14 protein-coding genes are annotated in these 19287 nt (G+C 68.5%); 1 reads left to right on the forward strand and 13 read right to left on the reverse strand.

Annotated features, from left to right (window positions below):
* Nucleotides 1-4: 4 nt before the first annotated feature.
* The 12 genes from araA to ACIBX3_RS09295 form a co-directional block, all read right to left on the reverse strand.
* Entirely contained in the window at nt 5-1459 is a 1455-nt protein-coding gene (araA, locus tag ACIBX3_RS09240; protein WP_397114813.1) for an L-arabinose isomerase, read from the reverse strand.
* Entirely contained in the window at nt 1456-2103 is a 648-nt protein-coding gene (locus tag ACIBX3_RS09245) for an L-ribulose-5-phosphate 4-epimerase (RefSeq protein ID WP_397114815.1), read from the reverse strand. Before ACIBX3_RS09245 ends, araA begins: the two co-directional genes overlap by 4 nt.
* A gap of 2 nt (nt 2104-2105) precedes the next feature.
* On the reverse strand, nt 2106-3725 hold the full coding sequence (araB, locus tag ACIBX3_RS09250; protein ID WP_397115032.1) for a ribulokinase: 1620 nt from the start codon (nt 3723-3725) through the stop codon (nt 2106-2108).
* 59 nt (nt 3726-3784) lie between these two features.
* On the reverse strand, nt 3785-4801 hold the full coding sequence (locus ACIBX3_RS09255; protein ID WP_397114817.1) for a LacI family DNA-binding transcriptional regulator: 1017 nt from the start codon (nt 4799-4801) through the stop codon (nt 3785-3787).
* A gap of 33 nt (nt 4802-4834) precedes the next feature.
* Entirely contained in the window at nt 4835-6097 is a 1263-nt protein-coding gene (mmsB, locus tag ACIBX3_RS09260; protein ID WP_397114819.1) for a multiple monosaccharide ABC transporter permease, read from the reverse strand.
* Nucleotides 6098-6164: 67 nt separating this feature from the next.
* Nucleotides 6165-7703, reverse strand: a complete 1539-nt coding sequence (gene mmsA, locus ACIBX3_RS09265; protein WP_397114821.1) for a multiple monosaccharide ABC transporter ATP-binding protein — start codon at nt 7701-7703, stop codon at nt 6165-6167.
* Between the two features lie 54 nt (nt 7704-7757).
* Complete coding sequence (gene chvE, locus ACIBX3_RS09270) at nt 7758-8867, reverse strand: multiple monosaccharide ABC transporter substrate-binding protein (protein WP_397114823.1); 1110 nt, start codon at nt 8865-8867, stop codon at nt 7758-7760.
* A gap of 195 nt (nt 8868-9062) precedes the next feature.
* Complete coding sequence (yjfF, locus tag ACIBX3_RS09275) at nt 9063-10046, reverse strand: galactofuranose ABC transporter, permease protein YjfF (RefSeq protein ID WP_397114825.1); 984 nt, start codon at nt 10044-10046, stop codon at nt 9063-9065.
* Nucleotides 10043-11056, reverse strand: coding sequence for an ABC transporter permease (locus ACIBX3_RS09280; RefSeq protein ID WP_397114827.1), 1014 nt, complete (start codon nt 11054-11056; stop codon nt 10043-10045). Before ACIBX3_RS09280 ends, yjfF begins: the two co-directional genes overlap by 4 nt.
* Entirely contained in the window at nt 11053-12564 is a 1512-nt protein-coding gene (locus ACIBX3_RS09285) for a sugar ABC transporter ATP-binding protein (protein WP_397114829.1), read from the reverse strand. Before ACIBX3_RS09285 ends, ACIBX3_RS09280 begins: the two co-directional genes overlap by 4 nt.
* Nucleotides 12565-12752: 188 nt before the next feature.
* The gene (locus ACIBX3_RS09290) at nt 12753-13739 is read right to left on the reverse strand and encodes an ABC transporter substrate-binding protein (RefSeq protein WP_397114831.1); all 987 of its coding nucleotides are present in this window, start codon (nt 13737-13739) and stop codon (nt 12753-12755) included.
* Nucleotides 13740-13809: 70 nt separating this feature from the next.
* Nucleotides 13810-14793, reverse strand: a complete 984-nt coding sequence (locus ACIBX3_RS09295) for a LacI family DNA-binding transcriptional regulator (RefSeq protein WP_397115034.1) — start codon at nt 14791-14793, stop codon at nt 13810-13812.
* A 229-nt stretch (nt 14794-15022) separates the two neighbouring features.
* Here ACIBX3_RS09295 and ACIBX3_RS09300 point away from each other — a divergent pair, with 229 nt between their 5' ends.
* Nucleotides 15023-18418 carry an alpha-L-arabinofuranosidase C-terminal domain-containing protein gene (locus ACIBX3_RS09300; protein ID WP_397114833.1) on the forward strand — a complete coding sequence of 1132 codons (3396 nt, stop codon included), beginning with the start codon at nt 15023-15025 and terminating at the stop codon, nt 18416-18418.
* Nucleotides 18419-18533: 115 nt separating this feature from the next.
* On the opposite strand, the gene ACIBX3_RS09305 is transcribed toward ACIBX3_RS09300, so the two are convergent.
* Nucleotides 18534-19283 (reverse strand): metallophosphoesterase, encoded by a 750-nt coding sequence (locus ACIBX3_RS09305; protein WP_397114835.1) that lies wholly within the window; start codon nt 19281-19283, stop codon nt 18534-18536.
* Nucleotides 19284-19287: the final 4 nt, after the last annotated feature.

The following is a 19287-nucleotide window of genomic DNA, read 5'->3' on the forward strand; positions in this document are numbered from 1 at the left end:
GCGACTACAGGCCCTGGGCCAGGCGGAAGTACGCCTGGTTCCAGCGCAGCTCCTTGGTGAACCGTTCGGTCGTCGTGCCGGCGTCGATGACCAGCAGCTCCACGCCCAGCATGTCGGCCAGGTCGGTCAGCTCCTCCCGGCCGACGGCCGTGGACAGCACCGTGTGGTGCGGGGCGCCCGCGGTGAGCCACGACTCCGTGGACGTGCGCAGGTTGGGGCGCGGGCTCCAGACCGCGCGGGCCACCGGCAGCTTGGGCAGCGGCTGGGGCGGCGCCACGAGGTCGATCTCGTTGGCCACCAGGCGGAACCGGTCGCCCATGTCGGCCAGGCCGACCACGATGCCGGGCCCGGGCTCGGCGTCGAACACCAGCCGGACCGGGTCCTCCCTGTCGCCGATGCCCAGCGGGTGGATCTCGCACGACGGCGTGCCTGCCGCGATGGACGGGCAGACCTCCAGCATGTGCGCGCCGAGGATGAGCTCCTGGCCGGGCGTCAGGTCGTAGGTGTAGTCCTCCATGAACGACGTCCCGCCGGGCGTCATGGCCTTGAGCGTGCGTACCAGCACCGAGGTCTTCCAGTCGCCCTCGCCGCCGAAGCCGTACCCGTCGGCCATGAGCCGCTGCACGGCCAGGCCGGGGAGCTGGCGCAGGCCGCCGAGGTCCTCGAAGTTCGTGGTGAACGCCTTGTAGCCGCCGGACTCGAGGAAGCTCCGCAGGCCCAGCTCGATCCTGGCCGCGTAGCGCAGCGACTCGTTGCGCTCGCCGAGCAGTTCGGGGGCGACCTGGTAGAGCTCCTCGTACTCCTTCACCAGCGCCGAGACGTCGGCGTCGGAGACCGCGTCCACAACCTCGACCAGGTCGTTGACGCCGTAGGTGTTGACCGAGACGCCGAAGCGCAGCTGTGCCTCTACCTTGTCGCCCTCGGTGACGGCCACGTCGCGCATGTTGTCGCCGAAGCGCACGAGCTTCAGCGTGCGGACCTCGGCCAGGCCCTTGGCGGCGCGTACCCAGGTCATGATGCGCTCGGCCACCGCCGGGTCGCTGACGTGCCCGGCCACGGTCTTGCGCGGCACGCCCACGCGGGCCTGCACGTGGCCGAACTCGCGGTCGCCGTGCGCGGCCTGGTTGAGGTTCATGAAGTCCATGTCGATGGTGGCCCACGGCAGCTCGACATTGGCCTGGGTGTGCAGGTGCAGCAGCGGCTTGCGCAGCGCGTCGAGACCGGCGATCCACATCTTGGCCGGGGAGAACGTGTGCATCCACGCGATCACGCCGGCGCACGAGTCGTCCGCGTTGGCCTCGAGCATGATCCGCCGGATCGCGGCGGCATCGGTCAGCACGGGCTTCCAGTCGACGGGGACGGGCAGCTGCTCGGCGATGCGCTGAGACTGCTCGGCCACCTGGCGCAGCGTGTCCTCGCCGTACAGTCCCTGGCTGCCGGTCAGAAACCAGATCTTCAACGCGGGCTCCTCTGTCCGTAGACGTTCTGATAGCGGTCGTACAGGCGGTCGATGTCGTCCTGCGCGATGGGCAGCGGGGTGCCGAGCTGGCGGGCCACGTGCACGGTACGGGCCACGTCCTCGCACATCACGGCCGCCTTCACCGCGGCCTTCGGGTCCTTGCCGATCGTGAACACGCCGTGGCTCTGCATGAGCACGGCCTTCGAGCGGTGACCTTTGAGCGTCTCGACGATGCCCTGGCCGATCGAGTCGTCGCCGATCAGCGCGAACGGGCCGATCGGGATCTCGCCGCCGAACTCGTCGGCCATCGCGGTCAGCACGCACGGGATGGCCTCGCCGCGGGCGGCCCAGGCCGAGGCGTATGTCGAGTGGGTGTGCACCACGCCGCCCACGTCGGGCATGTTGCGGTAGACGTACGCGTGCGCGGCCGTGTCGCTGGACGGCGCGTGCTCGCCCTCCACCAGGTTGCCGTCGAGGTCGCACACGACCATGTTCTCCGGCGTCAGCTCGTCGTAGGAGACCCCGGACGGCTTGATCACGAACAGGTCCTCGCCCGGGATCCGGCCGGAAACGTTTCCAGCAGTCCAGGCGACCAGGTTGTACCGGACCAGCTCGGCATGCAGCTCGGCGACTGTCTTCCTCATGTTCACGCGTGGGCCTCGTTCCTGATCGCACGGAGGGTGTGCAGCATCTGTCCGTCTCCGAAGAAGTCGTGGAGCCTGCGGTACTCGGCGTAGAGCCGGTCGTAGGCGTCGGCGCGGGCCTCGTCGGGCACGTACGCGGCCTCGGTGCGCTGGCCCATGGCCGCGGCGGCCGCCTCGATGCCGGGGTAGGCGCCGGCGGCCACGGCCGCGTGGATGGCCGAGCCGAGCGCGGGCCCCTGGTCGGAGCCGATGACCGACAGCGGGCGGCGCAGCACGTCGGCGTAGATCTGCATGAGGAAGGGGTTCTTCAGCAGGCCGCCGGCCACGACGAACTCCTCGACGGGCACGCCGGCCTTCTCGAACGTCTCCACGATCATGCGGGCGCCGTACGCGGTCGACTCGATGAGCGCCCGGTAGACGTCCTCGGGCTTGGTGGCCAGGGTCTGGCCGATGATCACGCCGGAGAGGTTGTGGTCCACGAGCACCGAGCGGTTGCCGCCGAACCAGTCCAGCGCGACCAGGCCGTGCTGGCCCACCGTCTGCTTCTCGGCCAGAGCGGTGAGATGCTCATGCCCTTCGGATCCGAAGTTGTCCACGAACCAGGCGAAGATGTCGCCCACCGCCGACTGCCCGGCCTCGTAGCCCCACAGTCCGGGGACGATGCCGTCCTTCACGACGCCGCACATGCCGGGGACCTCGGCGAGCTGGTCGCTGGGCATGACGTGACAGGTGGAGGTGCCCATGATGGCCACCATCTGGCCGGGGCGCACGGCATCGGCGGCGGCGTTGGTGACGTGGGCGTCCACGTTGCCGACGGCCACGGCGACGCCCTCGGGCAGCCCGGTCCACCCGGCGGCCTGGGCGGTCAGGCGGCCGGCGAGGCCGCCGAGCGGGGCCACCGTGACGCCGTTGACCTTCTCGCCGACCTGGCCGGTGGCGAGCTTGCCGACGAAGCCGGAGAACCCGGGGTTGAGCTCGGCGAGGAACTCCTCCGACGGGTACGCGCCGTCCTGGAAGACGCCCTTGTAGCCGACCGTGCAGATGTTGCGGCTCTCGACGCCGGTGAGCTGCCAGATGATCCAGTCCGCGGCCTCGATCCAGCGTTCGGCCCTGGCGTAGACGTCGGGGGCCTCCTCGAGCACTTGCAGGCCCTTGGCGAACTCCCACTCGGAGGAGATCTTGCCGCCGTAGCGCGGCAGCCAGCTTTCGCCTCGGCGCGCGGCCAGTTCGTTGATGCGGTCGGCGTGCGGCTGCGCGGCGTGGTGCTTCCACAGCTTCGGCCAGGCGTGCGGCAGCTCGGGCGTCTCGACGCACAGGGGCGTTCCGTCCGCCGTGGTCGGCAGCACGGTGCAGGCGGTGAAGTCGGTGCCGATGCCGATGACCTGCGCGGGGTCGACGCCCGCGGCGGCGACCGCCTGCGGGACGGCGATCTTGAGTACGTCGATCCAGTCCTGCGGCGACTGCAGCGCCCAGTCGGGGCCCAGCCGCACGTCGGAACCCGGCAGCGTCTGCTCGATGACGCGATGGGTGTACTCATGGACGGCACTGCCCAGCTCGGCGCCGTCGCTCACGCGGACGACGACCGCACGCCCGGACAGCGTGCCGAAGTCGACTCCGACCACGTAATTGTTAGCGTTCACATTGAACTCCAGGGGGTTTTTCCGGGGGCCATGCACATCATCTACCGGGAAGGGGCCGTACTCGACCTCACCACGAAGCTGGGCCTCACGACCAGGCGCTCATACACGGTGGCGCCCACATCGATCTGCCGCAGCAGAACCTCGATGCAGTGCCGGCCCACCACGTCGAAGTCCTGCCTGACCGTGGTGAGGGGCGGCGAGAAGAACTCGGACTCGGGGATGTCGTCGAAGCCGACCACGCTGATCTGCTCGGGCACCCGCACGCCCAGCTCGCTGAGCGCGCGCAGCACGCCGAGCGCCATCTGGTCGTTGGCCGCGAAGACGGCGGTGACGCCGTCCATCGCGGCCAGGCTCTTGCCCGCCTCGTAACCGGCGCGCGGGCTCCAGTCGCCCGCCAGCGGCTCGGGGGCCGGCCGGCCCGCCTCCCTCAGCGCGGCACGCCAGCCCTCCATCCGGCCCTCGGTCTCCATCCAGTCCGGAGGGCCGCTGACGTGCCAGACCGTCTCGTGGCCCAGCTCCAGCAGGTGCCGGGTGGCGAGCTTGGCGCCCTCGGCCTGGTCGATGCAGACCACCGACACGTCGGCCTGGTGCCTGGTGCCCTCCACCGCCACCGCCGGCATGCCGGCCGGCAGGCTCTCCAGGGCACGCGAGGCCGAGTGCTGCGGCGCTACCACCACGACCCCGTCCACGCCCTGCTCGGCGAGGTAGGCGAGAGCGTCACGCACGCTGGCGGCGTCGATGGACTTGAGACTCACGATGCTCACGAAGTAGCCCGCGGTCCTGGCCGCCTGCTCGATGCCGTAGATGGTGCTGGCGGGGCCGTACAGCGTGGTGTCGAAGCTCACCACGCCGAGGGTCCTCGAGCGCTTGGTGACCAAGGCCCGGGCGACCAGGTTGCGCCGGTAGCCCAGCCGGGTGATCGCCTCCTCCACCCGGGCCCGGGTGTCGGCCCGGACGTTGGGGTGGTCGTTGAGCACCCGGGAGACCGTCTGGTGTGACACGCCTGCCTCCCTGGCCACGTCCGCCATGACCGGGAGGCGACGTTTGGGGGTGGTCACGGTTCTCCTTTCGCTGGGCTTTGGGGATCTTAGCTAACGCGAGGCACCTGCCCTGCGCTTGGTCCACACGTCGAACGCCACGGCGGCGAGGAGGACGGCGCCCTTGACGAGCATGACCTGCTCGCTGGGCGAGCCGATCAGGGACATGCCGTTGTTGATCACCGCCATGATCAGACCGCCGGTGATCGCGCCGACCACCTTGCCGACGCCGCCCTGCACGGCCGCGCCGCCGATGAAGGCCGCGGCGATGGCGTCCAGCTCGAAGCTGTTGCCCGCGGTCGGACCCGCCTGGTTGAGCCGGCCGGCGAAGATGACGCCGGCGATCGCCGACAGCACGCCCATGTTGACGAAGATCCAGAAGACGACCGACTTGACCTTCACGCCGGACATGACGGCGGCCTGGAGGTTGCCGCCGATGGCGTAGATCTGCCGGCCGAAGACCGTGCGGTTGGCCATCAGCGAGTACGCCAGCACGAGCACCGCCAGCAGCACCAGCACCCACGGCAGGTTCTTGAACCGGGCCAGTTGCACGACCAGGAAGAGGATCAGCGCGGCGCCGGCCGCCAGTTTCAGCACGAACAGCGCCATCGGCTCGACGGACTGCCCGTAGCCCTTGCGGGCGTTGCGGGTGCGCCACTGCGCGGCCGCCATGCCGGCGATCGCGACGATGCCGATCAGCAGGCTGAACAGGTCGGCGCCGCCGAGCGGGCCGAGGCCGATGTTGCCGAGGTAGGTGTTGGTGAAGCCGTTGGCCAGCGTGCGGACCTGGTCGGGGAACGGGCCGATGCCCTGGTTGCCGAGCACGGTGAGGGTCAGTGCGCGGAACAGCAGCATGCCGGCCAGCGTCACGATGAACGCCGGGATGCCGAAGTAGGCGATCCAGTATCCCTGCCAGGCCCCGATCAGAGCGCCGGCGACCAGGGTGATCAGCAGGGCCAGCGGCCACGGCATGCCCATGTTCACCATGAGCACGGCGGACAGGGCTCCGGTGACCGCGACCACCGAGCCGACCGACAGGTCGATGTGCCCTGCGATGATGATGAGGATCATCCCGATCGCGAGGATCAGGACGTAGGAGTTCTGGACGATGATGTTCGAGATGTTCTGCGGCTGGAGCAGCGCGCCGTCGGTCAGCACCGAGAACAGCGCGATGATCAGCGCGAACGCGATGTAGATACCGCTCGAACGCAGGTTCAGCGAGAGCCCGCCGAGCGACACCCTGCCCGGCTGCCGTGGCGCTCCCCCGTCGCCGCCCTTGGCGCCGACCTGCACGTCGGCGGGCGTGATGCTGCTCATGCGCCCGCCTTCGTCGGGCGCATGAGCAGCAGCTGGCTGTGTTCCATTTTTCGCTCGCTGCGCTCGCTCATGAGAGCTTCTCCTGTCCCTTGGTCATGAGATACATGAGCCGTTCCTGCGTGGCGTCCTCGCGGGACACCTCGCCGGTGATGCGACCCTCGGAAAGCGTGTAGATGCGGTCGCACAGGCCTAGCAGCTCAGGCAACTCAGAAGAGATCACCAGCACGGCCTTGCCCTGGTCGGCGAGGCGGTTGATGATCGTGTAGATCTCGTACTTGGCACCGACGTCGATGCCCCGGGTGGGCTCGTCGAGGATGAGCACGTCCGGCTGGGTCAGGATCCACTTGGAGAGCACGACCTTCTGCTGGTTGCCGCCGCTCAGCTTGCCGACGACGCTGTCGACGCTGGGCGCCTTGATGTTCATGCTCTTGTGGAACTCCTGGGCGACCTTGTATTCCTCGTTCTCGTTGACCCAGCCGCGCTTGGCCAGGCCCTTGAGCCCGGCGGCGCTGATGTTGCGCTTGATGTCCTCGATGAGGTTCAGCCCGTACCGCTTGCGGTCCTCGGTGGCGTACGCGATGCCGTGCCTGATCGCGTCCTGCACGTTGCGGATCTCGACCGGCCGGCCGTCCTTGAAGATCTTGCCGGAGATGTGCACGCCGTACGCCCGCCCGAACACGCTCATCGCCAGCTCGGTGCGTCCGGCGCCCATGAGCCCCGCCAGGCCGACGATCTCGCCGCGGCGCAGCGTGAGCGAGGCCCCGTCGACCACCTTCCTGCCGGGCTGGCTGGGGCTGTGGACGGTCCAGTCCTCGATGCGCAGCGCCTCGTCCCCGATGGTGGGCTCGTGCGGCGGGAAGCGGTTGTCGAGGGCGCGGCCGACCATGCCGGAGATGATGCGGTCCTCGGTCACGTGGTCGGTCGCCATGTCGAGCGTCTCGATGGTCCGCCCGTCGCGGATGATCGTGACGGCATCGGCGATCGCGGTGACCTCGTTGAGCTTGTGGGAGATGATCACACAGGTGATGCCCTCGCCCTTGAGGCCGCGCAGCAGGTCCAGCAGGTGGGCGGAGTCCTCGTCGTTGAGCGCGGCGGTCGGCTCGTCCAGGATGAGGAGCCTGACCTCCTTCGACAGCGCCTTGGCGATCTCCACGAGCTGCTGCTTGCCCACGCCGATGTCGGCGATCGGCGTCGTCGGGTTCTCGCGCAGGCCGACCCGCTTCATCAGCTCGTCGGCCTCGTAGTTGGTGCGGTTCCAGTCGATGATGCCGCGCTTGGCGCGCTCGTTGCCGAGGAAGATGTTCTCCGCGATCGACAACTGCGGGCTGAGCGCCAGCTCCTGGTGGATGATGACGATGCCGGCATGCTCGCTGTCGCGGATGCCGCTGAACTCGCAGCGCCTGCCCTCGAAGGTGATCTCACCTTCGTACTCGCCGTGCGGGTAGACCCCGGACAGCACCTTCATCAGCGTCGACTTGCCGGCGCCGTTCTCACCGCAGATCGCGTGGATCTCGCCCCGCCGGACGGACAGGTTGACGTCCTGCAGCGCCTTCACGCCGGGGAACGTCTTGGTGATCCCGCTCATCCGCAAGATGTGCTCGGTCATATGCCCCTCGCTCAGGGAAAGCCCGGGGACCTCGCGGTCCCCGGGCTCAGTCCCTTACTTGAGCTGGTCCTCGGTGTAGTAGTTGCCGCCGATGATGACTTCCTTGTAGTTGTCCTTGTCGACGGCCACCGGGTCGAGCAGGTACGACGGGACGACCTTGTTGCCGTTGTCGTAGTCCTTCTCGTTGTTCACCTCGGGCTTCTCACCCTTGAGCACGGCGTCGGACATCTTCACGGTCTGCTCGGCGAGCTTGCGGGTGTCCTTGAAGATCGTGGAGTACTGCTCGTCGGCGATGATCGACTTGACCGACTGGAGCTCGGCGTCCTGGCCGGTCACGATCGGGTACGGCTTGCCGTAGCCGGAGCTCTTCAGCGCCGACAGGATGCCGATGGACAGGCCGTCGTACGGGGAGAGCACGCCGTCGACCTTCTTGCCACCGGTGTAGGTCTTGGTGAGGATGTCCTCCATGCGCTTCTGCGCCGTGGCGGGGTCCCACCGCAGGATGGCGGCCTGCTTGAAGTCGGTCTGGCCGCTCGCGACCTTGAGGGTGCCGTCGTCGATCTTCGGCTTGAGCACCGACATGGCGCCGTTCCAGAAGAAGGTGGCGTTGTTGTCGTCGGGCGAGCCGGCGAACAGCTCGACGTTGAACGGGCCCTTCTTGCCCTCCTCGACGCCCAGCCCCTTGAGCAGCGAGGTGGCCTGCTGGACGCCGACCTTGAAGTTGTCGAACGTGGCGTAGTAGTCGACGTTCGGGCTGTTGCGGATGAGCCGGTCGTAGGCGATGACCGGGATCTTGTTGTCAGCGGCCTGCTGCAGCTGCGAGGTGATCGCGGTGCCGTCGATCGAGGCGATGATCAGGAGCTTGGCGCCCTTGGTGATCTGGTTCTCGATCTGGTTGGCCTGGGTGGGGATGTCGTTCTCGGCGTACTGGAGGTCGACCTTGTAGCCCAGCTTCTCCAGCTGCTGCTTGACGTTGTCGCCGTCGTGGATCCAGCGCTCCGACGACTTGGTCGGCATGGTCACGCCGATCAGCGCGCCCGCGTTGCCGGCGGACGCGGAGGAAGAGGCCTCGGCGTCGACGGTCTTCTGGCTGGAGCCGCAGGCCGTCATGGTCGCGGCGAGCGCGATGGCCGACACCACGCCCCCGATTCGTCCCAACCTCATGTCTTCTCCTTGCGATGGGGGTCGCGGCAGCGCTGGAACACGGCAGCTGCCGATAGAGCAACGAACTCGATCACAGAACGTGACGAATCAGAACAAAATTCGCGTTCGTTTCCGCCGATTGTTATCGTTAACAAAGGCTATGTCAACGATTGAGCATAACCTCCCGGAAACTTTCCGGTAACGCTCAAGCGCAGGTCAACGCCTGGATCGGGCGGAGAACAGGCGCTGCAGGAGGATGAAGACGAAGAGCAACATTCCGATGAAGATTTTGGTCCACCACGACGACAGCGTGCCCTCGAAGCTGATGATCGTCTGGATCAGACCCAGCACGAGCACACCGAGCACGGTGCCGAACAGGAAGCCGCTCCCGCCGGTCAGCAGCGTGCCGCCGATGACGACCGCCGCGATCGCGTCCAGCTCCATGCCGACGGCGTGCAGACCGTAGCCGGAGAGCATGTAGAACGACAGCAGCACGCCGCCGAGCGCCGAGCAGAACCCGCTGATGGCGTAGACCGTGACCTTCGTCCGCCCGACGGGCAGCCCCATCAGCACCGCGGACTGCTCGTTGCCGCCAGTGGCGTACACGGACCTGCCGAGGCGCGTGTAGTGCAGCACGTACGCCGCCACGAGCACGACCACCACGGCGATGATCACGCTCGGTGAGATCCACATGTCCGCGAACAGGTCGATCCGCGTCTGCGCGAACGCCGTGAACGTCGGGTCCTCGATCGGGATGGAATCCGTACCGATCGTGTAACACAGCCCCCGGGCCAGGAACATGCCCGCCAGCGTCACGATGAACGGCTGGATGTCGAAGGCGTGCACGATGTAGCCCATCACCAGCCCGAGCCCGGACCCGATGGCCAGCACCAGCGGCACCACCAGGTACGGCGGCCAGCCGGGCCCCGCCATCAGGCTCGCCGAGATCATCGTGGACAACGCCACCACGGAGCCCACCGACAGGTCGATGCCCCCGGTGAGGATCACGAACGTCATCCCGACCGCCACGACCAGCAGGAACGCGTTGTCGATGAAGACGTTGAGAATGATCTGCCCGGTGGCGAAGCCCTCATAGCGGATCCCGCCCACCACGAACATGGCCGCGAACAGGCAGCCGGTCACGAGGACCGGCAGGAACTTGGCCGGAATGGACATCCGGCCGGCAGTGAGCGTCGTCATGCGGTCACCCGCACCTTCTCCTCGGATGCCGGGCTGGGCGGTGCGGTGCGCCCGCGCCGGCGGAACGCCTTCGCGCGGAAGGACGGGGACTGGATGAGGCAGACGGCCGTCACGACCAGCGCCTTGAACAGCAGCGTGGTCTCCGGCGGCACGCCGATGGAGTAGATGGTCGTGGTCAGCGTCTGGATGATCAGCGCGCCCAGCACGGTGCCGGCGAGCGAGAACCGGCCGCCGGACAACGCCGTGCCGCCGATCACGACGGCCAGGATGGCATCCAGCTCGATCCACAGGCCGGCGTAGTTGCCGTCGGCGCTGGAGACGTTCGAGCTGATCATCAACCCGGCCACGCCCGCGCACAGGGCGGCGAACGCGTACACCATGATGATGATCCCGCGCGAGCGGATGCCCGCGAGCCTGCTGGCCTCGGCGTTGCCACCGACGGACTCGATCAGCATGCCCAGCGCCAGCCGCCGGGTCAGGAACGCGGTGATCGCCAGCATGGCGATCACGAGGATGATGCCGAACGGCAGGGTCAGCCAGTAGCCGCCGCCGATCACCTTGTACGCCGGGCTGTTGATGGTGATGATCTGCCCGTCGGTGATGAGCTGGGCCAGGCCGCGCCCGGCGACCATGAGGATCAGCGTGGCGATGATCGGCTGGATGCCGACGCCGGCAACCAGGAGCCCGTTCCAGGCCCCGAGCACCACACTCAGTCCGAGCGCCACCACCACGGCGGTGAACACGCTCGCGTCCTGGCTGATCTGCAGGCACGCCAGCGCGCCCGAGATCGCCACGACCGAGCCCACCGACAGGTCGATGCCGCCGGTCGCGATGACCAGGGTCATGCCGAGCGAGACCAGAATCAGCGGGGCGCCGAACCTGAGGATGTCGATCAGGCTGCCGTAGAGATGCCCGTCCTTGACCTCGATCGAGAAGAAGCTGGGCGTGAAGAACACGTTGAGTGCCAGCAGCAGCACGAGGACCACCGCCGGCCACAGGAGCCGTCTCATGAGGTCCGGCCTCCGCTCGCGATCGTTTCCATGAGCACGTCCGTCGTCAGGGAGTCGTCGTTGGGCAGCTCGGCCACCAGCCGCCGGTCGCGCAGCACCTCGACCTTGTGGCTGAGCCGCAGCACCTCCTCCAGCTCGGCGGAGATGAACAGCACCGCCATGCCGCCGTCGGACAGCTCGGCCACCAGCCGCTGGATCTCGGTCTTCGCTCCGACGTCGATGCCGCGGGTGGGCTCGTCGAGGATGAGCAGCCTGGGCTCGAGGATGAGCCACCGGGCCAGCACGACCTTCTGCTGGTTGCCGCCGCTGAGGTTGCGGACGAGGTGCTCGGGGTTGGGCGGGCTGATCTTCAGCGCCTTGGTGTATTTCCCGACCAGCTCGTCCTGCTGCTCGCGCGGCACCGGCCGGGTCCAGCCCCTGGTGGCCTGGAGGGCGAGGATGATGTTCTCGCGGACGGTGAGGTCGGGGATGAGCCCGTCGGCCTTGCGGTTCTCCGAGCAGAACGCGATCTTGTGGTTCATGGCCGCGCGCGGGGTGCGCAGCGACGCCGGCGACCCGTCGATCGCGACCTCGCCCATGCCGGCGTGGTCAGCGCCGAAGAGCAGCCGGGCGATCTCCGTACGGCCGGAGCCGAGCAGTCCCGCCAGGCCGACGACCTCGCCCTCGTGGATGGTCAGGCTGAACGGCTCGATGGCCCCGGTACGGCCCAGCTCGCGTGCCTGGACCAGCGGGCGGTCGAAGACCTTGGCCTCGCCGTGGAGGCGTTCGAGCGCGGCCAGCTCCTGGCCGATCATCTTGGCGACCAGCTCGACCTGCGGGAGCTCCTTGGTCAGGTATTCACCGACGAGCCGGCCGTTGCGCAGGATCGTCATCCGGTCGGAGATCTCGTAGATCTGGTCGAGGAAGTGGGAGACGAAGAGGATGGCGATGCCCTCCTCCTTGAGCCGCCTCATCACCCTGAACAGCTGCGCGACCTCGTCGGCGTCCAGGCTGGAGGTCGGCTCGTCGAGGATCAGCACGCGGGCCTCGACGTCGATCGCCCGCGCGATGGCCACCATCTGCTGGATGGCCAGCGAGTACGTCGACAGCGGAGCCGACACGTCCAGGCTCAGCTCCAGCCGCGACAGCAGCTCGTTCGCCCTGGTCCGCATGCGCTTCCAGTCGATGCGCCCGAGGCGGCGCGGCTCGCGGCCGATGAAGATGTTCTCGGCCACGGAGAGGTTCGTGCAGAGGTTGACCTCCTGGTAGACCGTGCTGATGCCGGCCTTCTGCGCCTCCAGGGGGCTGCCGAACGCGACGGCGGCGCCGCCCAGCACGATGGTGCCCGCGTCGGCGGGATAAACGCCGGTGAGCACCTTGATCAGGGTGGACTTGCCCGCGCCGTTCTCTCCCATGAGCGCGTGCACCTCGCCGGGCAGCAGCCTCAGGTCCACGCCGTCCAGGGCCTTCACCCCCGGGAACTGTTTGCCGATCCCGCTCATCGTCAGGACCGGCGCGGGTACAGCCATGTCATCCCTTTCTCTGTCATGGCCTCACTTCGTGAGGCGGGCTCGGTCGCCCTATGCCGCGCGGTCGCCCCGCACTCCGGCTGGAGTCGTTCCATGACTCCAGCCGGGGTGCGCGGCGGATGACTGCCCCGCGAGCCCTGCTGACGCCCCCTCCAAGGACCCAGCCGGAGCAGGCGGGACCAGGTTCGTCAGTACTGACGGGTGGACAGGACCTGCTTGGCCTGCTCCTGGGTGAACGTGGTCTCCTCGGTCACCACGCGGGCCTGCACCTGCTCACCCTTGACGACCTTCTTGGCCAGGTCCATCAGCTGCGGGCCGAGCAGCGGGGAGCACTCGACGATGTAGTTGATCTTCCCGTCGGCGAGCGCCTGCATGCCGTCCTTGACGGCGTCCACGGTGATGATCTTGATGTCCTTGCCGGGCACCTTGCCCGCGCCCTCGATGGCCTCGATCGCGCCCAGACCCATGTCGTCGTTGTGCGCGTAGAGGACGTCGATGTCCGGGTGGGACTTCAGGAAGGCCTCCATGACCTCCTTGCCCTTGGCCCTGGTGAAGTCACCGGTCTGCGAGGCGATGATCTGGAACTTGGACTCCGGCTGGATGATCTCCTGGAAGCCGGCCTTGCGGTCGTTGGCCGGGGCCGAGCCGGTCGTGCCCTGCAGCTCCACGATCTTCACCGGGTCGGTGGAGTCCTTGTACTCCTCCACCAGCCACTTGCCGGCCTTGCGGCCCTCCTCCACGAAGTCGGAGCCGAGGAAGGTCTTGTAGAGGGAGGTGTCCTTGGAGTCCACGGCGCGGTCGGTCAGGATCACCGGGATCTTCGCGTTCTGCGCCTCCTTGAGCACCGTGTCCCAGCCGGACTCCACCACCGGCGAGAAGGCGATGACGTCCACCTTCTGCTGGATGTAGGAGCGGATGGCCTTGATCTGGTTCTCCTGCTTCTGCTGGGCGTCGGAGAACTTGAGCGTGATGCCCGCGTTCTTGGCCGCGTCCTGGACGGACTTGGTGTTCGCGGTCCGCCAGCCGCTCTCCGCACCCACCTGGGAGAAGCCCATGGTGATCGTGCTGTCGCCGCCGCCGTCGGTGTTGGCGGACGTGCTGCCGCCACTGCCGCAGGCCGCCATCGACATCGCCGTGAGCCCGGCGAGCATCAACGCCGAGATTCTCTTGAACACGTGGGGGGTTCCCTTCTTTGTGAACGCTAACATCCCATGCGGATGCAGCGCTTTCGCCTTCCGGTACGGCCTAGGAGGCCCGGGCCGTGCTGGCCCTGGACACGAACGCCGGCGGCACCACGAGCCGCTCCCGCTCCTGGGGACCGCCTTCGAGTTGCCGTACGAGCACCTCGATGCTGTGTCTTCCCACCGCGTCGAAGTCCTGTCTGATGGTCGTGAGCGGCGGCGAGAAGTACGCCGACTCGGGGATGTCGTCGAAGCCGACGACGCTCACCTGGCCGGGCACCCTCACCCCCTGCTCGGTGAACGCCCGCAGCACTCCGAGCGCCATCTGATCGTTGGCGACGAAGATCGCGGTGACGTTCTTCATGCTCGCCAGGCTGCGGCCCGCCTCGTATCCCGAGCGCGGACTCCAGTCCCCGGCGAGCGGTCGCGGGACCTCGCGGCCCGCCTGCTCCAGCGCGGCCCGCCACCCGGCCACGCGACCCTCGGCCTCCAGCCAGTCGGAGGGGCCGCTGACGTGCCAGACCGTCTCGTGGCCCAGCGACAGCAGGTGCTCGGTGGCGAGCCTACCTCCCGCGATCTGGTCCACGCAGACCACCGACATGTCCCCCGCCTCGCCGCCTTCGACGGCGACGGTCGGGATGCCGAGCGGCAGATCCGCCATGGACCGGGCGGCCGAGCGCTGCGGCGCGACCACCACGACCCCGTCCACTCCCTGGTCGGCCAGGTAGTCGAGGGCGTCGCGGACGCCGCCCTTGTCGATGGACTTGAGGCTGACGATGCTGACGAAGTAGCCGGCCGACCTGGCCGCCTGCTCGATGCCGTACACCGTGCTGGCCGGGCCGTACAGCGTGGTGTCGAAACTGACCACGCCGAGCGTCCTCGACCTCTTCGTGACCAGGGCGCGGGCGACGAGATTACGGCGGTAGCCGAGCTTGTCGATCGCTTCGAGCACCCGGGTGCGGGTCTCACTTCGCACGTTCGGGTGATCGTTGAGCACGCGGGAGACCGTCTGATGCGACACGCCGGCCTCCTTGGCCACATCGGCCATGACCGGCAGGCGACGCCCCAGCGTGGCTCCCACTGCGTGCTCCTTTCCTGGCTTGGCCACGACTGTGAACGTTAACAACGGGTCTCGTCAAGGGGAGACGGATTACGGTCGGGTTACGTGAGCCCGGCTCTTGACGTCGTGGTCCGCCAGTCCTTAACTTGTCGCGAATCGCTGTTGTTAACGCTAACTTAAATGTTAGCGTTAACAAGACTCGAGGAGCCCCCCACTCATGACGCGAATCGCCTTATCGGCCCTGCTCCTGGCGGGTTTGCTGGTGGCGCCGCCGCCCGCGGCCGCGCTGGCGGATCCCATCCCGGAAGGCGCCGTCGTCGACCAGTTCGACGGCACCACGCTCGGCGAGGACTGGACGGTCCTGTCACCCGACGACTCCCGCTGGTCGGTGTCGGGAGGCGCGCTGCACGTGGACACCCTGGCCGGCGACACCCACCAGGGCACGAACAACGCCAGGAACCTCTTCCTCGTCGACGTCCCCGCCGGCGACTTCGAGGTCGTCGCCAAGCTCGACGCGCCGGTCGCGCTCGACTACCAGAGCGCGGGCCTGCTGGCCTGGCAGGACTGGGACAACTACGTACGGGCCGGGCTGGCCCATGTCGGGTTCGCAGGCGGGCCGGTGATCGAGACGGCCACCGAGGTCGGGGGCGCCTTCACCTCGGCCTTCGCGGCGCGCCCGGGCTCGGCCGCCGAGATCGTCAAGCTGGCGCGCACCGGCGACGAGTTCGTCTCCTCCTACTGGGACGGCTCGGCCTGGGTGCAGGCGTCCAAGATGACGGCGCGGCTGGACGTCAAGCAGCTCGGGCTGTTCGCGCTCTCGGCGCAGAACGGCACGTCCATGCGCGCCGACTTCGACTACATCGCGATCAAGGCGACCGAGGGCGGGGCCGTGGTCCCGTCCGGGGCGTTCACGTTGCGGGCGCCGACGCTGCCGTACCTGTCGGCCGACCGGACCGGCACGGTGCGGGCCTCGGCGCGGCCGCCGATGACCGGCCTGGCCCTCACGGCCGCGGCGAGCGGCGACGGCGTGACGCTGAAGGACGTGGCCACGGGCAAGTTCCTGCAGGCCGCCGGCCACGTCCGGCTGAGCGGGACGGCGTCGGTCTTCCAGCTCAGGGACGCCGGCGGCGGCAAGGTCACCGTGTCGTCGGGCGGCCGCGACGTCTCCGTCAGCGACGGGAAGCTCGTCATGGGGACCGATGCGACGAAGTTCCGGGTCGAGGGCTACCTCTCGGGCAAGCTCACCGTGGACGCCAAGGCCAAGGGCACCAAGGTCAGCCCCAACCTCTACGGCGTGTTCTACGAGGACATCAACCACGCCGCCGACGGCGGGCTCTACGCCGAGCTGGTGCAGAACCGCTCGTTCGAGTTCAACTCCGTCGACGAGCGCTCCTACACGGGCCTGACCGCGTGGAGCAAGGCCGAGCGCGGCGCGACCGCCACGCCGGCGATCTCCGATGAGGAGCCGTTGAACCCGAGCAACCGCAACTACCTGCGGCTCGACGTGTCCGGCGACGGCACGGCCGGGGTGAGCAACGCCGGCTTCAACCGCGGCCTGGCGCTGAAGGCCGGCAAGCGGTACGACCTGTCGCTGTGGGCCAGGCGCGCGGACGGCGGCCCGCTGACGGTCACCGCCGAGGACGGCGCGACCGTGCTCGGCACGGCGACGCTGCAGCTCAAGGCGGGCGGCTGGGCCAAGTACACCGCGTCGTTCGTGTCGTCCGGCACCACGGACGCGGGCCGGCTGGTCGTCCAGGCGCCGGCCGGGCGCACCGACCTGGACATGGTATCGCTCTTCCCGCGTGACACGTTCAGGGGACACGGGATGCGGACGGACCTGGCGAAGATGATCGCCGATCTGAAGCCGCGGTTCCTGCGTTTCCCCGGCGGCTGCGTCACCAACGTCGGCACCTACGAGCCGTACTCGGAGAACCAGGACCGGCGACGCATCTACCAGTGGAAGGAGACGATCGGCCCGGTCGAGGAGCGGCCGGCCAACTTCAACTTCTGGGGCTACAACCAGTCGTATGGCATCGGTTACTACGAGTACTTCCAGTTCGCCGAGGACATCGGGGCCGAGGCCCTGCCGGTGCTGTCGGTGGGCGTCAACGGCTGCGGCGAGAACCGGCCGCTGACCGACGAGGCCAAGCTGGCCAGGTGGGTGCAGGACACGCTCGACCTGATCGAGTTCGCCAACGGGCCGGTCACCTCGGAGTGGGGCAGGAAGCGCGCCCAGCTGGGGCATCCGCGGCCGTTCGGGCTGGACTACATCGGGCTCGGGAACGAGGAGATCTACCCCGAGTTCTTCACGAACTATCCGAAGTTCGCCGACGCCATCAGGGCCAAGCACCCGAAGATCAAGATCATCAGCAACTCGGGGCAGACGTCGCAGGGCGCCTGGTTCGACCAGATGTGGCAGTTCGCCCGCGACCAGAAGGCCGACCTGGTCGACGAGCACTACTACAACAACCCCGACTGGTTCCTGGCCAACAACCACCGCTACGACTCCTATGACCGTCAGGGGCCGAAGGTGTTCGTGGGCGAGTACGCCTCGCGCGGCAACGCCTTCTCCAACGCGCTGGCGGAGGCGTCGTACATCACGGGCCTCGAGCGCAACTCCGACGTCGTCGAGCTGACCTCGTACGCGCCGCTGCTGGCCAACGTCGACTACGTGGACTGGGCGCCCGACCTCATCTGGTTCGACAACGACCAGGCGTACGGCTCCCCCAGCTACTACGTCCAGCGCCTGTTCTCCACGAACGTCGGGGACCGGGTGGTGCCGAGCGCGTTCGAGGCCGAGGCCAGGCCGGTGGATGACATCAAGGGCGCGGTGGGCCTGGGCGCCTGGCGCACCCAGGTGCGCTACGACGACGTGAAGGTCACCGCGGCGGACGGCACCGTCCTGTTGTCGGACGACTTCTCGGCGGGCGCGTCCCAGTGGACGCCGGGGCTGGGGACGTGGGCCGTCCAGGACGGCGCGTACGCGCAGACGGCGGAGGTCGAGGACGCCAGGTCGACAGCGGGTTCGGCGGACTGGTCGAACTACACGATGGAGGTGACCGCCCGCAAGACCGGCGGGGCGGAGGGCTTCCTGGTGATGTTCGGAGTGCGTGACACCGGCAACTTCTACTGGTGGAACCTCGGCGGCTGGAACAACACCCAGTCCGCCATCGAGAAGGCCGTGAACGGCGGCAAGTCGTCGATCACCACGTCCGCCCACACCATCGAGACCGGCCGGGACTACCGGTTGAAGATCGAGGTGAACGGACGCAAGATCACGACCTGGCTGGACGGGCAGAAGGCCGGCGAGTTCGTGGACAGCGGCCGGGTTGAGCCGCTGTACCAGGTGGTCTCCAGAGACGGCGACTCCCTGACGCTCAAGGTCGTCAACGCCCAGGACACGGCGGTGCGGAGCAGCGTCGACCTCGGCGGCTTCCGGGCCCGGTCCACGGCCAAGGTCACGTCGCTGACCGGGGCGCCGTCGGACACGAACTCGATCACCGACCCGGAGCGGGTCGCGCCGGTGGAGTGGCGGGCGAACGGCTTCTCGTCCTCCTTCACCTACGACTTCCCCGCCCATTCGGTGACGTTCGTGGAGCTCACCGAACGATGAGACAGGGGCGGCGCCGCACGGGCCGCGACGCCGCCCCGCCCGAACCCGCCGTCCGGCCGGCCGCAACCATCCCGCCCGCTGCCGGCCGGACGGCGCCCCCCTGCCGTCACCCCGTCTACTGGATCACGCGGTAGTGGGTGGTCAACCGGCCGCCGTCGTCCAGCACGTGGAACGCGATCGACGGCGGCAGGTCATAATCGGCGCAGTGGTCCGGCGTCGCGCCCTCCCACGGCAGCTTCAGCGTCGAGATGACCCCCGGCGCCACCAGCAGCGGGCGGCCGGCGAAGGTCGTGGCCGCCGCCGTGTGGGCGTGGCCGACCAGGACGGCGGCCACGTTCGGGCGCCGGCCGATCAGCTCTTCCAGCGCCTCGTGCCGGTGCAGCCGGATGGCGTCGACGATCGGGCTGTGCAGCAGCGCCGGCGGATGATGGAACGCCACGAACACCGGCAGATCGCTCTCCTCCAGCACGCCGTCGAGCCAGGCGATCGTCTCGTCGTCCAGGTGCCCCGGGTTCTGGCGGGGCGGGATGGACGAGTCGCACATCGCGTAGACCGCCCGGGCGCTGCGATACACCTGGTTGATCGGACCGGTGCCGGGGCCGGGGTCTCCGAGCAGCACCCGGCGGAACTCCTCCCGTACGTCGTGGTTGCCGGGGCCGACCAGGACGGGGTGGCGTGAGGTGAGCACCTTGCGCGCCTCCTCGTACTCCTCCGCGACCCCATGGTCGGCGATGTCACCGGTGACCAGCACCGCGTCGAGGTCCGCGGGCAGCGCGTCGAGGTAACGCATGACGGCGTTGGCGCGGTCGACGCTGCCGGGCGTGGCGCCGATGTGGATGTCGCTCAGATGGGCGATCACGATCATGGTC

The sequence above is a fragment of the Nonomuraea sp. NPDC049480 genome (genome assembly GCF_044465905.1).
Lineage (GTDB): Bacteria > Actinomycetota > Actinomycetes > Streptosporangiales > Streptosporangiaceae > Nonomuraea.

Bases quoted from the DNA above. Each gene is read 5' to 3' on its own strand.
- ACIBX3_RS09245 (WP_397114815.1), bottom strand. From the start codon at position 2,103: ATGAGGAAGACAGTCGCCGAGCTGCATGCCGAGCTGGTCCGGTACAAC.
- mmsB (WP_397114819.1), bottom strand. From the start codon at position 6,097: ATGAGCAGCATCACGCCCGCCGACGTGCAGGTCGGCGCCAAGGGCGGC.
- mmsA (WP_397114821.1), bottom strand. From the start codon at position 7,703: ATGACCGAGCACATCTTGCGGATGAGCGGGATCACCAAGACGTTCCCC.
- chvE (WP_397114823.1), bottom strand. From the start codon at position 8,867: ATGAGGTTGGGACGAATCGGGGGCGTGGTGTCGGCCATCGCGCTCGCC.
- yjfF (WP_397114825.1), bottom strand. From the start codon at position 10,046: ATGACGACGCTCACTGCCGGCCGGATGTCCATTCCGGCCAAGTTCCTG.
- ACIBX3_RS09280 (WP_397114827.1), bottom strand. From the start codon at position 11,056: ATGAGACGGCTCCTGTGGCCGGCGGTGGTCCTCGTGCTGCTGCTGGCA.
- ACIBX3_RS09285 (WP_397114829.1), bottom strand. From the start codon at position 12,564: ATGGCTGTACCCGCGCCGGTCCTGACGATGAGCGGGATCGGCAAACAG.
- ACIBX3_RS09295 (WP_397115034.1), bottom strand. From the start codon at position 14,793: ATGGCCGATGTGGCCAAGGAGGCCGGCGTGTCGCATCAGACGGTCTCC.
- ACIBX3_RS09300 (WP_397114833.1), top strand. From the start codon at position 15,023: ATGACGCGAATCGCCTTATCGGCCCTGCTCCTGGCGGGTTTGCTGGTG.
- ACIBX3_RS09305 (WP_397114835.1), bottom strand. From the start codon at position 19,283: ATGATCGTGATCGCCCATCTGAGCGACATCCACATCGGCGCCACGCCC.